This is a genomic window from Pseudoxanthomonas putridarboris, from assembly GCF_038321125.1.
In the GTDB taxonomy this organism is placed as follows: domain Bacteria; phylum Pseudomonadota; class Gammaproteobacteria; order Xanthomonadales; family Xanthomonadaceae; genus Pseudoxanthomonas_A; species Pseudoxanthomonas_A putridarboris.
Map to the genome: position 1 here is coordinate 189,795 of NZ_JBBWWT010000002.1, position 14,686 is coordinate 204,480.

Genomic DNA, 14,686 nt, shown 5'->3' on the forward strand with positions numbered 1-14,686 from the left:
TTCGACCGGCCCTCCTCCTTTCAAGAAACGGAGCAAACCGCCGATGGCGATCGAATCCACCCTGCCCGCGCCCCCAGCGCTGATCACCAACGACATCGTCGTGTTCGGCCTGATCGCCGCGACGCTCGCGCTGATCTTCTGGCTGGCCAGCGGGCCGACGCCGGTCTGGAAGAAAGTGTTCGCCTGGGTGCCGGCGCTGCTGCTGTGCTACTTCGTGCCTGCGTTGTACAACACGGTCGGATTGATCGATGGAGAGAACAGCGCGCTCTACAATCCCATCGCCAGCCGCATCCTGCTGCCGGCGGCGCTGGTGCTGCTGACGCTGTCGATCGACCTCAACGGCATCCTGAAGCTGGGGCCGAAGCTGCTGTTCGTCTTCGTCATGGGCACGCTGGGCGTGGTGCTGGGCGCCGTCGTCTCGTTCCAGCTGATGGAGTGGTTCTGGCCGGCGGCCGTGGCGGGCGACACCTGGAAGGGCATGGCGGCGCTGTCGGGCAGCTGGATCGGCGGCGGCGCGAACATGGTCGCGATCCGCGAGATCTACCAGGTCGACGCCACGCTGTTCGGGCAGTTCGCGGTGGTGGACGTGGCGCTGGCCAGCACGTTGATGGCCACGTTGTTGTTCCTGGCCAACCGGGCGCAGCAGATCGACCAGCGTTCGGGCGCCGATACCCGCGCCATCGACGAGATGAAGCAGCGCATCTCCGAGTACGAAGCGGCCAACGCGCGCATCCCCACGCTCACCGACCTGATGGTCATCGTCGGCTGGGCGTTCGGCATCGTCGCCGCGGCGCACGCCATCGCCAACCCGGCCTCGGCCTGGTTCAAGGCGAACGCGCCGTGGTCGTCGCAGTTCAGCCTCGATGCGCCGTTCGTCTGGATCGTCGTGCTGTCGACGCTGGGCGGCCTGCTGCTGAGCTTCACGCGCGTGCGCAGGCTGGAGAACGCGGGCGCCTCCAGGATCGGCACGGTGTTCCTCTATTTCCTCATCGCCTGCATCGGCATGCAGATGGATTTCCTCAAGCTCGCCGATCGCCCGGAACTCCTGTTGATCGGCGTGATCTGGATGAGCGTGCACGTGCTGGTGATCTGGTACGCCGCGAAACTGGTCAAGGCACCGCTGTTCTACTTCGGCGTCGGCTCGATGGGCAACATCGGGGCGGCGGCTTCGGCCCCGGTGATCGCGGCCGCGTTCCACCCCACGTTGGCGCCGGTCGGCGTGCTGCTGGGTACCGTCGGGTATGCGACGGGCACCGTGATCGCCTATTTCCTGGGCCAGATACTGCGGATGATGGCCGGCCAGTAGGCAACCGAAGCATCGTGGCGGAAAGCGAAGGGCGGGGCCGGTGGCCTCGCCCTTCTTCGTTGCGTGGCGGCGCAACGGCGCGCGACGCATCGCCGCGACGGAGATGCGTGCGGGACGTGGTGGCGAATGGGAAACGACAGATCGTGCACATCATGCGGATGGATTCCGCCCGATCGCGTGTGACGCAGGTGGCAGTGTCAAACGCGCGTCATGTGCACGTCACTCCCGTTAAACGTAACCGGTCGAGCATGCGCGGTCTTCCGTCGTGTCCCTTGTCGACGCGATGGTTCACCTGCCCATCCCCCGGAGATTCTGTAGATGACGTTTTCCCCACACCGCCTCGCCGGCGCCATTCGCCATGCCTTGGTCATGGGAGGCATGGCGCTTGCCGCACATGCGCCGGCGATGGCGCAGCAGGCCCCGCAGGACGGTGGCGAACGGCGCGTCGAGGCGCGCGACCTGGATACGGTGATCGTCACCGGCCGTGCCGGCAGCGGCATCCGCACCAAGGCCGAAACCAGCTATTCCGTGACCAACATCGAGGAAGAGACCCTGCGCATGCAGGCGCCGACCAGCGTCACCGAGGCGATGAAGTCGGTGCCCGGCTTCTGGGTCGAGGCTTCGGGCGGCGAGGCCAGTGGCAACATCCGCGCGCGCGGCGTGCCGGTGGACGGCTTCGGCTCCGTGCAGTTGCTGGAGGACGGCATACCGATCCAGCACGATCCGGCGCTGGGCTATCTCAATGGCGACCAGGTGTTCCGCCTGGACGAGACCATCGAGCGCATCGAAGTGGTGCGCGGCGGCCCGTCCTCGGCGTTCTATTCCAACGCGCCGGCCGGCGCGATCAACTTCGTCCCGCGCAAGGTCGGCGACGAAGCCGAAGGACTGGTCAAGCTGACCGTGGGCGATGCCGGGCTGTTCCGGACCGACTTCTGGTACGGGGCGCCGATCGGGGACGGCTGGAAGCTGGGCATCGGCGGCTTCTATCGCAGCGAGGATGGCGTGCGCGATATCGGCTTCACCGGAAACCAGGGCGGCCAGCTGCGGGTGAACCTGGGGCGCGAGTTCGAGGGCGGCAAGGTCGAGTTCGACCTCAAGCGCCTGGACGACACCGTCGCGTTCTACACCGGCATCCCGATGCGCACCTACGCCGATGGCAAGATCCGCGCCGTGCCCGGCTTCGACGGCCACCACGGCACCGTGGCCGGCCCGGAGACGTCGCTGGTCCGCATGGTCACGGCCGACGGCGAGGACTACATCTTCGACAACACCCGCGGCACCGAGGTCGAGCGGACGCAACTGACCGGCCGTTTCGAGTTCGACCTGGGCGGCGACTGGCGACTGCGCGACACATTGCGCTACAACGACACGAAGACCCAGCGCAACGGCGTGTACCCGAACCTCCTGCAGAGCGCGAGCAGCTTCCTCGAGCAGACCGGCGGCCTGCTCGCCGCCGTTCCCGGGGCCGCCGCGCTGCAACTGCGCTACACGACCTCGCCGGACCAGGTCTACGACGTCGCCAACCAGAACGGCAACGGGCTGATCATCGTCGGCGGCCTGCGCGGGATCACCATGCCGGTCACCGAGGTCATGAACGACCTGCAGCTGTCGCGCGGGTTCGACGTCGGCGGCCAGCGGCACGACCTGACCTTCGGCTACTACTACGCGCACATCGAGGAGGACTTCAGCCGTTACTCCTCCAATGCGCTGCTCGACGTGCGCGACAACGCGCGCCTGCTCGACCTCGTCGCCGTCGACGCGGCCGGCAATGTGCTGGCCTCGTTGACCGACAACGGCATCTGGCGCTACGGCTACGAATGGGAGAACGCCTCCGGCGAACAGACCACGCACGCGTTCTACGTCGCCGACGAGTGGCAGGTCACCGACCGCCTGCGCCTGGACGCCGGCCTGCGCTGGGAGAAGATGACCGCGCGCGGCCGCGTCGAGCTGAGGGAGCAGGTGAACCTCGGCACGCTCCCCACTTCGCAGATCTGGACCGGTACCGGACAGTTCGCGCACTACGACGACAGCTTCAGCAAGCTCGGCTGGACCGCCGGCGCGAACTGGCAGTTCGACGATCATTCCGGCCTGTTCGCGCGCTATACCTCGACCAACCGCCTGCCCAGCCTGGGCAACTACATCACCAACGCCGCGGCCACGCCGGACATCCAGACCATGGACCTGGCGGAAGTCGGCTACAAGTACGGCAGCAATCCCTTCGATTTCTACGCCACGGCGTTCTGGACCAAGTACGACAACGTCGGTTTCAGCAACTACCGCGTCGGCCTGGACGGCATCATCGTCAACGAGGCGCGCTACGCCGACACGCAGACGCTCGGCCTGGAGCTGGAAGCGGCGTATCGTCCGGTGGACTGGTTCGACGTCTCGGCCACCGCCACCGTGCAGGATCCGCAGTACAAGGGCTTGCGCTACACCGACAACGCAGGCGAACTGCACGACTACGACGGCAACCAGCTGATCCGGGTGCCGAAGAACAGCCTGCGCATCGTTCCCGGCGTCAACCTGCTCGACCAGCGCCTGCGCCTGCAGCTGGCCTACGAACGGCAGGGCGAACGCTACGTGGATACCGCCAACTCGGTGCGGCTGCCGTCGTACGACGTGTTCAACTTCAGCGCGCGCTACGAGCTCAGCGATCGGCTCTCGCTCTACGGCTACGTCGACAACCTCGACAACTCGCTGGGCTTGACCGAAGGCAACCCGCGACAGGGCGAATTCGAGAGCGGCGATGCCGGCGCCAACACCTTCATCGCCCGTCCGCTGCTGGGCCGCAATTACCGCCTGGCGCTGATGTACCGGTTCTGAGCCGGCCGGCGCCATGACACCGGGCTGCGAACGCAGCGCGACGATGTCCATCGCCCGGAAGTTCCGGGCGATGGCGGGCCGGCATGCGGCGTCGGCGCTGCTGCTCGGCTGCATGGCCGTCCCGGCGGCGGCGGCTTGCGACCTGCAAGCCGTCGTTGCCGACGAGGCCGGGGCAGGCTGTGGACAGCCATGGATGGACGCGAACCTGCGCGTCAACGACCTGCAGTTGCTCGGCACCCACAACAGCTACAAGCTGCCGCCGCCGCCGGATCTCCTGGAGATGCACCGCGCGCGCGATCCGCAGGGCGCGGAAGGCATCGACTACGGCCACCGGCCGCTCGACGAACAGCTCGATCGCGGCGTGCGCGCGCTGGAGATCGATGTCTACTACGACCCCGACGGCGGGCGCTACCGGCACGACGATCTGCCGCCGGAACAGCGCAAGGCGATGGCCGGGCCCGGGTTCAAGGTCATGCACCTGTCCGACATCGACTATCGCAGCAGCTGCCAGCCGTTCGTGCAGTGCCTGCGCATCATCCGCGACTGGTCGGAGCGGCATCCGCGGCACGTGCCCATCGTCATCCAGCTCAACACCAAGGACGAGCCCGCGGCGCCGGGGCAGGTGCAGCCGCTGGCTTTCGACGCGGACGCCTTCGATGCGCTCGATGCGGAGATCCGCGGCGTCTTCGGCGACGACCGGCTGATCCTGCCCGACAAGGTGCAGGGGAGCCGTCCGACGCTGCGAGAAGCCGTCCTCGCCGGCAACTGGCCGCTTCTCGGCGAAGCGAGGGGCAGGGTGCTGTTCGCGCTGGACGAGGGCGAGGCGAAGATCGCGCGTTATCGCGGCGGACGGAGCGTGCTCGAGGGCCGCGTCCTGTTCGTCAATACGGACGAGGCGTCGACGGCGGCGGCATGGCTGACATTGAACGAACCGCTCGCGCAGCGGGACCGGATCGCCTCCGCCGTCGAGCGCGGTTATTTCGTGCGCACGCGCGCGGACGCGGATACGCGCGAGGCGCGCACGGGAGACAGCGCACGCCGCGACGCCGCGTTCGCGGGCGGTGCGCAGGTCGTGTCCACCGACTATGTCGATCCGGACGCGCGTTTCCCCGACTACCGGGTGGGTTTCCCGCCCGGCGTCGTCGCCCGCTGCAACCCGGTGCGCGCCGCCGCGCGCTGCGGCGGTTTGCCCATCGAGGAGTGATGCGTATGAAGAAGAAACTGCTTGTAGCGCTCTGCCTGTCGATCGCGGCCGCGCACGCAACGGCCGCGGACGACAGCGCCGACCTGGTCCTGTCGGGCCGCATCGACGGCGCCGCGCACGAGAGCTACATCGAACTGCCGTTCGAGGTGCCGGCCGGCACCGGGCGCATCACGGTGGAGTTCGACTACGGCGGTCGCGAGGAGAAGACCACGATCGATCTCGGCCTGATCGATCCGCAGGGCTTCCGCGGCTGGAGCGGCGGCAACAAGCGCATGTTCACCGTCGCCCTGGACGACGCCACGCCGTCGTACCGCGCCGGTCCGCTGCCGGCAGGACGCTGGCACCTGCTGCTCGGCGTGCCCAACATCCGCCAGGGCGCGGTGTCCGACTACACCGCGCGCATCGATTTCACGCCTGCCGACCTGCCTGAACGGCTGCCGGCGGCGCTGTTGCCGATGCTGCGCGAAGGGGCAGGGTGGTACCGCGGCGATCTGCACATGCACACCGCGCACAGCGACGCCAGCTGCCCGAGCCAGCAGGGCGCCAAGGTGCCTTGCCCGCTGTTCCTGACCCTGCAGGCGGCGGAGGAGCGCAGGCTCGACTTCGTCGCCGTCACCGAGCACAACACCGCGTCGCACCTGCAGGAACTGCGCGGGCTGCAGCCGTACTTCGATCGCCTGCTGCTGCTCCCGGGCATGGAGGTGACCACGTTCCAGGGGCACGCCAACGTCTTCGGCCTGCAGGCGGGGCTGGATTTCCGCGTCGGCGACACGGTGCGCGACTGGAATGCGCTGATCGCCGAAGCCGTGCGCCGCGGGCTGCCGCTTTCCGTCAACCATCCGGCGTTGCCCAGCGACGAACGCTGCATGGGCTGCGGCTGGCGGCCGACCGGCGGCACCGACTGGTCGAAGGTCGTCGCCGTGGAAGCGGTCAACGGACAGGATGCCGGCACGCCGGTGTCGGGCATCCCGTTCTGGCATGCGCGCCTGAACGAGGGATACCGGTTGACGGGGGTCGGCGGCAGCGACAACCACGACGCGACGCTGCGCGATTCGCAGTTCGGCCGCAGCCGGGTCGGCGCGCCGACCACCGTGGTGCACGCGCAGTCGCTGTCGCAGCCGGCGATCCTGGACGGCATCCGCGCCGGGCGCGTGTTCGTCGACCTCGACGGCAGCGGGGCGACGCTCGATCTGTCCGCCCGTCACGGGGAAGCGATCGTCGCGATGGGGGAGAATCTCGCGCTGCCGACCGATGCCGAGGCCGAATTCGAACTGCGGGTTTCCGGCGCGCTCGGCGCGCGCGTCGAGTTGATCGTCGATGGCCGCGTCGAACCCCTGCTGGCCGACGCGAAGGTGGCCATGCAGGAGCAGGCCTTCTCCTGGCGCTGGCGCAGCGACGGCGGTCGCCACTGGCTGCGCGCCGACGTGCGCGCCGGGGACGGACGCCTGCTGCTGGTCGGCAATCCGGTCTACGTCAATTTCCAGGAACGCTGAGCATCGTAGGATCCGTCGCCCCGCCGATCGCCCCGGCGGGGCGCTCCCGAAAGATCCGGCCTTTGTGGAAACGCCCCCTGGGCGCGTCCACATCGGCATCGGTCCGCCTCAACAGCAGCGGAACCCGCTCCTGCCGCCGAAGCGCGCTTCCTGGCGTTCGCGGAAGAACGTCTTGTAGTCCATCGGCTCGCGGCCCGGGTGCTTCTCCAGCACATGGCGGACGTAGTTGTCGTAGTCGGGGATGCCGCAGCAAAGCCGCGCGGTCTGCACCAGCCTTCGCCACACACGCTTGTGTGTGGCGAAGTGCTCCAGCGGGACGAGTTCGGTACCCATCGTCGCGGCCGATTACAGCCAGGCCTTCTGCTGTTCTTCGCTGAGGGCGACGAACGGCGTCTCGCGGTCGGTGCGTTCGCTGATGCCGCGTGCCTTCAGGATCGCGCGGACCGCATAGACCAGCACGGTGCACACCACGAACAGGAACAGCACGGTCAACCCGGTGTTGACGTAGCTGTTGACCACCACCTGCTGCATCTGGCCCATGTTCTTGGCCGCCCCCAGCAGTTGGCCGTCGGCGATGGCCTGCTGGTACCTCTTGGCCTGCGCGACGAAGCCGACGGCCGGATTGCTGTCGAAGATCTTGATCAGGCCGGCGTACGTGGTGCAGATCAGCAGCCAGACGGTGGGCACGATGGTGACCCAGGCGTAGCGGTCGCGCTTCATCTTGAACAGCACCACCGTGCACAGCATCAGCGCGATGCCCGCGAGCATCTGGTTGGCGATGCCGAACAGCGGCCACAGGGTGTTGATGCCGCCCAGCGGATCGACCACGCCCTGGTACAGGAAGTAGCCCCACAGCGCCACGCAGCCGGCGGTGCCGATCACGTTGGCGCCCCACGAGTCGGTCCTGCGCAGCGGCGGGATGAAGTTGCCCAGCAGGTCCTGCAGCATGAAGCGGCCCGCGCGCGTGCCCGCGTCCACCGCGGTCAGGATGAACAACGCCTCGAACAGGATGGCGAAGTGGTACCAGAACGCCATCATCGCGTCGCCGCCCGGCAGGGCGTCGTGCAGGATCACCGCGATGCCCACCGCCAGCGTCGGCGCGCCGCCGGCGCGCGAGATGATGGTGCCTTCGCCGATGTTGCGGGCGGTCTGTTCCAGGACGTCCGGGGTGATCACGAAGCCCCAGCTGCTGACCTTCTCGGCGACTTCCACCGCGCCGGTGCCGATCGCGGCGGCCGGGCTGTTCATCGCGAAGTACACGCCCGGCTCGATGATCGAGGCGGCCACCAGCGCCATGATGGCGACGAAGGATTCCATCAGCATGCCGCCGTAGCCGATGTAGCGGGCGTGGGTCTCGTTGGCCAGCAGTTTCGGCGTGGTGCCCGAGGAGATCAGGGCGTGGAAGCCGGAGACCGCGCCGCAGGCGATGGTGATGAAGAGGAAGGGGAACAGGCCGCCCTTCCAGACCGGGCCGTCGCCGGTGCTGGCGAACTGGGTCAGCGCCGGCATCTTCAGCGAGGTGACCTCCGGGCTGGCGATGACGATGCCGATCGCCAGCGCCACGATCACGCCGATCTTCAGGAACGTCGACAGGTAGTCGCGCGGCGCCAGCAGCAGCCACACCGGCAGCACCGCGGCGACGAAGCCGTAGCCGATCAGCATCCAGGTGATCTGGGTGCCGGTGAAGGTGAAGGCCGGGCCCCAGGTGGGATGCGCGCCGACCTTGCCGCCGAACCAGATGGCCAGCAGCAGCAGGGCGATGCCGACCACCGAGATCTCGCCGATCTTGCCGGGGCGGATGTAGCGCATGTAGATGCCCATCAGGATCGCGATGGGCATCGTGGCGATCACGGTGAACATGCCCCAGGGGCTTTCCGCCAGCGCCTTCACCACGATCATCGCCAGCACCGCCAGGATGATGATCATGATCAGGAAGGCGCCGAACAGCGCGATGGTGCCGGCCACCTGGCCCATTTCCTCGCGGACCAGGTCGCCCAGCGAGCGGCCGTCGCGGCGGCTGGAGATGAACAGGACCATGAAGTCCTGCACCGCACCGGCCAGCACCACGCCGGCGATCAGCCACAGCATGCCGGGCAGGTAGCCCATCTGCGCGGCCAGCACCGGGCCGACCAGGGGGCCGGCGCCGGCGATGGCGGCGAAGTGGTGGCCGAACAGGACGTGCTTGTTGGTCGGTACGTAGTCCAGGCCATCGTTGTGGATGTGCGCGGGCGTGGCCCGGCGCGGGTCCAGCCCCATCACGTTCTTGGCGATGTACAGGCTGTAGTAGCGGTAGGCCACCAGGTAGATCGATACCGCGGCGACCACGATCCACAGCGCGCTGATCTGCTCGCCCTGGCGCAAGGCCACCGTGCCCAGGCAGAACGCGCCCAGCAACGCCAGCGCCGCCCAGGCGATCTTGGAAAATCCTTTCATTCGGGAACCCTCCGGAGGATGCCCGCAAGGTTCCTCCCATGGATCGGTGGGGTCAATGCGTAACCCCCGGTTCGGTCTTCGACTTTGGTCGAAGTGGGGCGCATGGCGCCCGTCAGAGCCAGCGGACGCGCTTGAACAGCCGGTACAGGCCGAAGCAGGCCAGCGCCACCACGCCGATCAGGATCGGGTAGGCGTACCTGCCATGCAGTTCCGGCATGTGGTCGAAGTTCATGCCGTACCAACTGGTGATCAGTGTCGGCGCGGCCAGCAGGGCGGCCCATGCGCCGAGCCGCTTCACCGTCTCGCCCTGCGCCAGCGTCACCAGCGACAGGTTCACGCTCAGCGCGGTGGTCAGCATCTCGCGCAGGGTGTCGGTGGATTCGTTGACGCGCAGCGAGTGGTCGTGCACGTCGCGGAAGTACAGGCGCACTTCTTCCGGGATCAGCGCGCTCTGCGAGCGGCTGAGCTGCGCCAGCACGTCCTGCAGCGGCGCCACCGCCAGCCGCATCTGGGTCAGCTCGCGCTTGAGTTCGTACAGCTTGACCACGGTGACGCGGCGGTAGGCGTCGGAGAAGATGTCCTTCTCCAGCGCCTCCAGCGTCCGCCGGAATTCGTCCACGATCGGGCGGTAGTTGTCCACGATGAAGTCGAGCACCGCGTACAGCGCGTAGGCCGGCCCCAGCGGCAGCAGGTCGGGTTCGCGTTGCACGCGCTCGCGCACAGGGGCGTACGACAGCGATGCGCCGTGGCGCACGGTGACCAGGTAGCGCGGGCCCAGGAAGGCATGGGTCTCGCCGTAGCGGATGTGGTCGTCCACCACCTGCGCGGTGTGCACGGCCAGGAAGTAGGAGTTGCCGTAGGCTTCCAGCTTGGGGCGCTGGTGCGCGTTTTGCGCGTCCTCCACGGCCAGGTCGTGCAGGCAGAATTCCTCCTGCAGCTTCTCCAGGATCTCGTCGTCCGGTTCGTACAGGCCCACCCAGATGAAACTGCCGTCGTCCACCGCCAGCACGTCGCTGATGTCGTCCAGGGCGATGTCGCGGCGCATGCCGGCGTGGTCGTACACCACGCAGTTGATCACGCAGCTGGGCACTGTGGTTTTGTCGGATCGGACCGGCGCGATATCGTCCATGGCGCGCATCCTGCGCCAGAAGGCAGCGCCGGACAAGCCGTCATCCCGTAGGAGCGCCCCATGGGCGCGATGCTGTTGGCCATTCCGGGAAAAGCATCGCGCCCATGGGGCGCTCCTACAAGAGCAGAGTCAGTGGGCGACGAAGCGGATGGCCTGGCCGCCGCCTGGCGCCAGCTTCAGCGTCAGCGTGTCCGCACGGGTCAGCTCGCGTTCCTCGATCACGATGTCCTGCGGGGCGGTCTTCCAGTTCGCCTTGTCGCCGTCGCGGTAAACCTGCGCGGTGTAGCGGCGGCCCTCGTCCAGGAACGACAGCGGCACGGTCAACGTGCGGCCGTCTTCGTCCGTCAGCGCGCCCAGGTACCAGTTATCGCCGCCGCGTTCCTTGCGCGCGATGGTCACGTAGTCGCCGACTTCGCCGTTCAGCACGCGGGTGTCCTCCCAGTCCACCGGCACGTCCTTGATGAACTGGAACGGCGCCGGGTTCTTCTCGTAGTTCTCCAGCAGGTCGGCGGCCATCTGCAGCGGGCTGTAGATCACCACGTACAGCGCCAGTTGCTTGGCCCAGGTGGTGGCGATGCCGTCGGTGGAGCGTGTCTTCATGCCGAAGATGCCGGGCGTGTAGTCCATCGGGCCGGCCAGCAGGCGGGTGAACACCAGGTTGGCCTCGTGCTCGGGCGGGTTGCCCGGCTGGCCCCAGGCGCTGAACTCCATGCCGCGCGCGCCTTCGCGGGTGATCCAGTTGGGATAGGTGCGGCGCAGGCCGCTGTCCTTGATCGGCTCGTGCGGATTCACCGAGATGTGGCGCTTGGCCGCCTCGGTGACGACTTTCAAATGATGGCGCGCCATGTCCTGGCCTTCGTGCCAAGCATAGTGCCGCTTGCCGTCGATGCCGGTGACCTTGGCCTGGCTGGCATCGGCCACGTAGCCGGTCTTCACCGCCGGCACCCCGACGCGCTGGTACAGGTCGAACGCATCGCCCATCTGCGCCTCGTAGTGGGCGGCATTGCCGGAGGTCTCGTGGTGGCCGATCAGCACCACGCCCTTGGAGCGGGCGTAGTCGCTGAGCGCTTCCAGGTCGAAGTCCGGATACGACTGGGTGAAGCTGAAGTCTTCGCCGTTGCCGAACCAGTCGCCGTCCCAGCCGACGTTCCAGCCTTCGACCAGCACGCCGCCGAAGCCGTGTTTCGCGGCGAAATCGATGTGCTTGCGCACGTTCTCGTTGGTGGCGCCGTGCTTGGGACCGGAGGCCCAGCTCTTCAGATCCAGGTGCATTTCCCACCAGACGCCGACGTATTTCATCGGCTTGACCCACGACACGTCGCCCAGCGCGTTGGGCTCGTTGAGGTTGAGGATCAGGTTGGACATCGCCAGCCCTGCGGCATCGTCGCTGAGTTGGAGCGTTCGCCACGGCGTGGCGAACGGGGCGGCGCGGATCACCTTGCCTTCGCCGATGCCGGGCGTCAGGTCGGCCTTCAGCCTGCGGTCCTCCACGCGGGTCAGGTTCATGCCGCTGTAGTCGACCAGCGCGGCCTCGTGGATCGACAGGTGGGTGCCATCGGCCAGCTTGAAGGTGATTGGCGTCTGTGCGTCGCCCACCTGCTGCACCGGCGTTCGGTGGTACAGGTATTCCTCGCGGTTCCACTCGCCGGCGGGGATCCACCACGCGGTGGCGTTGCTGGCCAGGGTGAACTCGGTGAGCTCCTCGCCGATGCGTACTTCCTTCAGTTCCGGCTGGTCGGGGAAGACGTAGCGGAAACCCAACCCGTCGTCGAACACGCGGAAGACGACGTCGAAGCTGCGGAACGGCTTCGCCTTTTCCTTCAGCGTCACCTGCAGTTCGTTGTAATGGTTGCGGACGAAGCGGCGCTCGCCCCAGGGTTGTTCCCAGGTTTCATCGAACCCGCGTGTGCGCGGCTGGACGATCTCGATGTTGCGTTCGAACTTGGGCGCGTCCAGCAGCAGGAAACCGAGCCGCGAGGGCGCGATGACCGGCCGGCCCTTGCGCGAGACCGCGTAGGCCGGGCGGCCGTCGTTGTCGGTGGACAGTTCCACCACGATGCTGCCGTCGGGCGAGGCGACGCGCGCGGCGGGAGCCGCATGCGCCGCGGCGGCGAGCAGGGAGGACAGCAGGGCGATCAGCGAAAGTACGGTGCGGGACATGCGGGCCTTCGCGTGGAATGGAGAGGCCCGCATCCTGCGGCAGCGCTACCGGTGCGACAAGCGACGGGGCATGAATACGTATGCGAACGCCAGGTGCACGGGCAGCAGCAGCGCGATCCACGACTGGTTGTATTGCAGCCGCAACGGCAGCCAGTGCAGGAACCATGCGATCGATGCGCCCACCGCGATCGCCATCGCCAGCCAGCCGAACCAGGCGGGCGGCGTGCGGCGGCGCAGCACGGCGATTGCGCCGGGAATCAGCAGCAGGCACAGCGGGTTGAACAGCAGCAGGTTGCGGTTGGCCCAGGCCGCCCAGTGCTCGGTGAAGCCCCACAGGTAGGCCAGCAACGCGCCAGCCACGAAGCACAGCAGCCAGAACGGCAGCGCCACCAGCGCGGCACCGCGCGGCCAGCGGCGGCCGGCCAGCGCGATGACCAGCGCCACGGCGATGCCCGCGCCCAGCCAGGGCAGCCAGCGGCGCGGCGCTTCGGCCGGTTCGGCCGCGATGCGGTGCGGCAGCAATTCCATCTGCGATTGCACCAGCGGCCGGCCCGCGCTGTTCTTCGCTTCGCGCAGGCTGTCGGCCAGGCGCATCGGCACGTAGGCCTCTTCCCAGCGCGACATCGGCTTGTCGGCGGACGGCCCCAGGCCGATGTCGAAGCCCAGCCACATCCACGTGGCCGGCGAGGCCAGCCGCACCGCTTCGCTGCGGAAGGTGTTGCCGCGCGAGCGGCCGGCCAGTTGCGATTTCAGCGCGCCGCCCAGGGCCGCATCCAGCGCATCGCGCACCTGGGTGGAGCAGTTGGAGGTGAAGTAGTCGTAGCGGTAGCGCGCGTTCTCCGGCTTCGCCCGTTCGGCCAGCGTATCGGCCAGCGACTGCGCCTGTTCCGGCGTCAGGTCCAGCCATTGCAGCGACACGCCGCGGCCGGTGTCGCGGTAGTGCACCAGGTCCTGCTCGAACGGCAGCGCCACCAGGTAGTACTGCATGTAGCCCTTGGCGAAATTGCCGACGAAGTCGGACTCGCCCGGGTCGAAGAAGCCGAAGTTGTACGAGGTGGCCTGGCCGGTGGCCGGGTCCACCACGACGATGGCGTTGTGGCCGAAGCGTTCGAAGAACACTTCGCCCGGCTGCATCGTCGCCACGCCGATGCGGGGTGTCGCCCATGCGCTGAGCGACAGCAGCCACAACACGCCCAGCAGCGCCAGGCGCGCCCATGGCTTAGCCATCGGAAAGCACCCCGACATGGAAGGCATGCACGCGGCGCGCGTCCGCGTTGGCCACGCGGAAGGCGAAGCGGCCCAGCGTCAGTTCCTCGCCGGTTTCCGGCAGATGGCCGATGGCCGCGGTGACCAGGCCGCCGACGGTGTCGTATTCGTCGTCGGGGAATTCCGCGCCGAAGCGGTCGTTGAAGTCGGCGATGGGGGTCAGCGCATCCACCACGTACTGGCCGTCGGCCTGCGCGGCGATCAGCCTGGAGCCGTCCTCGGCGTCGTCGTGCTCGTCGTCGATCTCGCCGACGATCTGTTCCAGCACATCCTCGATGGTGACCAGGCCGGCCACGCCGCCGTATTCGTCCACCACGATCGCCATGTGGTTGCGCGACAGGCGGAATTCCTTCAGCAGCAGATTGAGCTTCTTGGACTCGGGGATCAGCACCGCCGGGCGCAGCAGTTCGTGGATGCTGCCGGGGCCGTTGTCGGCCACCACGCCGCGCAGCAGGTCCTTGGCCAACAGCACGCCGAGGATCTCGTCCTTGTTGTCGCCGTGCACCGGGAAGCGCGAGTGGCCGGATTCCACGACGTCCTTCATCAGGTCGAGGAAGCGCGCCTCGGCGGGCAGGGACACCATCTGCGCGCGCGGCACCATCACGTCGCCCACGGTCAGGTCGGCCACCGCGATGGCGCCTTCCATCATCCGCAGGGTGTCGCTGGCGATCAGTCCGTCGGACTGCGCGTCGCGCAGGATGGCGACCAGGTCGTCGCGTGTGCTGGGTTCGCCGGAGAACGCCGAGCTCAGGCGGTCCAGCCAGGAGCGCCGTTTCTCCGGGGTCTTCTCGGAGGTCTCCGGCGCAAGCGTACTGTCGTCTTCAGACATCTCTTGGAAGCAGGCGCCCGCGGGCGCGGGCGTGGACTCCAGT

At 67.9% G+C, this 14,686-nt stretch carries 10 protein-coding genes; 4 read left to right on the forward strand and 6 right to left on the reverse strand.

What is annotated here, in order from left to right:
- Positions 1–43: 43 nt before the first annotated feature.
- The 4 genes from AAD027_RS04950 (at position 44) to AAD027_RS04965 (ending at position 6,826) form a co-directional block, all read left to right on the forward strand.
- On the forward strand, positions 44–1,306 hold the full coding sequence (locus tag AAD027_RS04950; protein WP_341724912.1) for a DUF819 family protein: 1,263 nt from the start codon (positions 44–46) through the stop codon (positions 1,304–1,306).
- Between the two features lie 378 nt (positions 1,307–1,684).
- Complete coding sequence (locus tag AAD027_RS04955) at positions 1,685–4,129, forward strand: TonB-dependent receptor (protein ID WP_341724913.1); 2,445 nt, start codon at positions 1,685–1,687, stop codon at positions 4,127–4,129.
- A 43-nt stretch (positions 4,130–4,172) separates the two neighbouring features.
- On the forward strand, positions 4,173–5,333 hold the full coding sequence (locus AAD027_RS04960; RefSeq protein ID WP_341724914.1) for a Ca2+-dependent phosphoinositide-specific phospholipase C: 1,161 nt from the start codon (positions 4,173–4,175) through the stop codon (positions 5,331–5,333).
- Positions 5,334–5,338: 5 nt separating this feature from the next.
- Positions 5,339–6,826: a CehA/McbA family metallohydrolase gene (locus tag AAD027_RS04965; protein ID WP_341724915.1), complete on the forward strand. Its 1,488-nt coding sequence runs from the start codon at positions 5,339–5,341 to the stop codon at positions 6,824–6,826.
- A gap of 108 nt (positions 6,827–6,934) precedes the next feature.
- On the opposite strand, the gene AAD027_RS04970 is transcribed toward AAD027_RS04965, so the two are convergent.
- The 6 genes from AAD027_RS04970 to AAD027_RS04995 all read right to left on the reverse strand — a co-directional run bounded on the left by AAD027_RS04970 (position 6,935) and on the right by AAD027_RS04995 (position 14,643).
- On the reverse strand, positions 6,935–7,159 hold the full coding sequence (locus tag AAD027_RS04970; RefSeq protein WP_341724916.1) for a YbdD/YjiX family protein: 225 nt from the start codon (positions 7,157–7,159) through the stop codon (positions 6,935–6,937).
- A gap of 12 nt (positions 7,160–7,171) precedes the next feature.
- Positions 7,172–9,259, reverse strand: a complete 2,088-nt coding sequence (locus tag AAD027_RS04975; protein ID WP_341724917.1) for a carbon starvation CstA family protein — start codon at positions 9,257–9,259, stop codon at positions 7,172–7,174.
- Between the two features lie 112 nt (positions 9,260–9,371).
- Complete coding sequence (corA, locus tag AAD027_RS04980) at positions 9,372–10,388, reverse strand: magnesium/cobalt transporter CorA (RefSeq protein ID WP_341724918.1); 1,017 nt, start codon at positions 10,386–10,388, stop codon at positions 9,372–9,374.
- A gap of 129 nt (positions 10,389–10,517) precedes the next feature.
- Positions 10,518–12,548, reverse strand: a complete 2,031-nt coding sequence (locus tag AAD027_RS04985; protein WP_341724919.1) for a glycoside hydrolase family 97 protein — start codon at positions 12,546–12,548, stop codon at positions 10,518–10,520.
- Between the two features lie 45 nt (positions 12,549–12,593).
- The gene (locus AAD027_RS04990) at positions 12,594–13,775 is read right to left on the reverse strand and encodes a lipoprotein N-acyltransferase Lnb domain-containing protein (RefSeq protein WP_341724920.1); all 1,182 of its coding nucleotides are present in this window, start codon (positions 13,773–13,775) and stop codon (positions 12,594–12,596) included.
- Complete coding sequence (locus AAD027_RS04995; RefSeq protein WP_341724921.1) at positions 13,768–14,643, reverse strand: CorC family transporter; 876 nt, start codon at positions 14,641–14,643, stop codon at positions 13,768–13,770. Before AAD027_RS04995 ends, AAD027_RS04990 begins: the two co-directional genes overlap by 8 nt.
- Between the last annotated feature and the right edge of the window lie 43 nt (positions 14,644–14,686).

Coding starts and splice junctions, on each gene's coding strand:
- AAD027_RS04950 (WP_341724912.1), top strand. CDS start 44: ATGGCGATCGAATCCACCCTGCCCGCGCCCCCAGCGCTGATCACCAAC.
- AAD027_RS04955 (WP_341724913.1), top strand. CDS start 1,685: ATGGCGCTTGCCGCACATGCGCCGGCGATGGCGCAGCAGGCCCCGCAG.
- AAD027_RS04960 (WP_341724914.1), top strand. CDS start 4,173: ATGTCCATCGCCCGGAAGTTCCGGGCGATGGCGGGCCGGCATGCGGCG.
- AAD027_RS04965 (WP_341724915.1), top strand. CDS start 5,339: ATGAAGAAGAAACTGCTTGTAGCGCTCTGCCTGTCGATCGCGGCCGCG.
- AAD027_RS04970 (WP_341724916.1), bottom strand. CDS start 7,159: ATGGGTACCGAACTCGTCCCGCTGGAGCACTTCGCCACACACAAGCGT.
- AAD027_RS04975 (WP_341724917.1), bottom strand. CDS start 9,259: ATGAAAGGATTTTCCAAGATCGCCTGGGCGGCGCTGGCGTTGCTGGGC.
- corA (WP_341724918.1), bottom strand. CDS start 10,388: ATGGACGATATCGCGCCGGTCCGATCCGACAAAACCACAGTGCCCAGC.
- AAD027_RS04985 (WP_341724919.1), bottom strand. CDS start 12,548: ATGTCCCGCACCGTACTTTCGCTGATCGCCCTGCTGTCCTCCCTGCTC.
- AAD027_RS04990 (WP_341724920.1), bottom strand. CDS start 13,775: ATGGCTAAGCCATGGGCGCGCCTGGCGCTGCTGGGCGTGTTGTGGCTG.
- AAD027_RS04995 (WP_341724921.1), bottom strand. CDS start 14,643: ATGTCTGAAGACGACAGTACGCTTGCGCCGGAGACCTCCGAGAAGACC.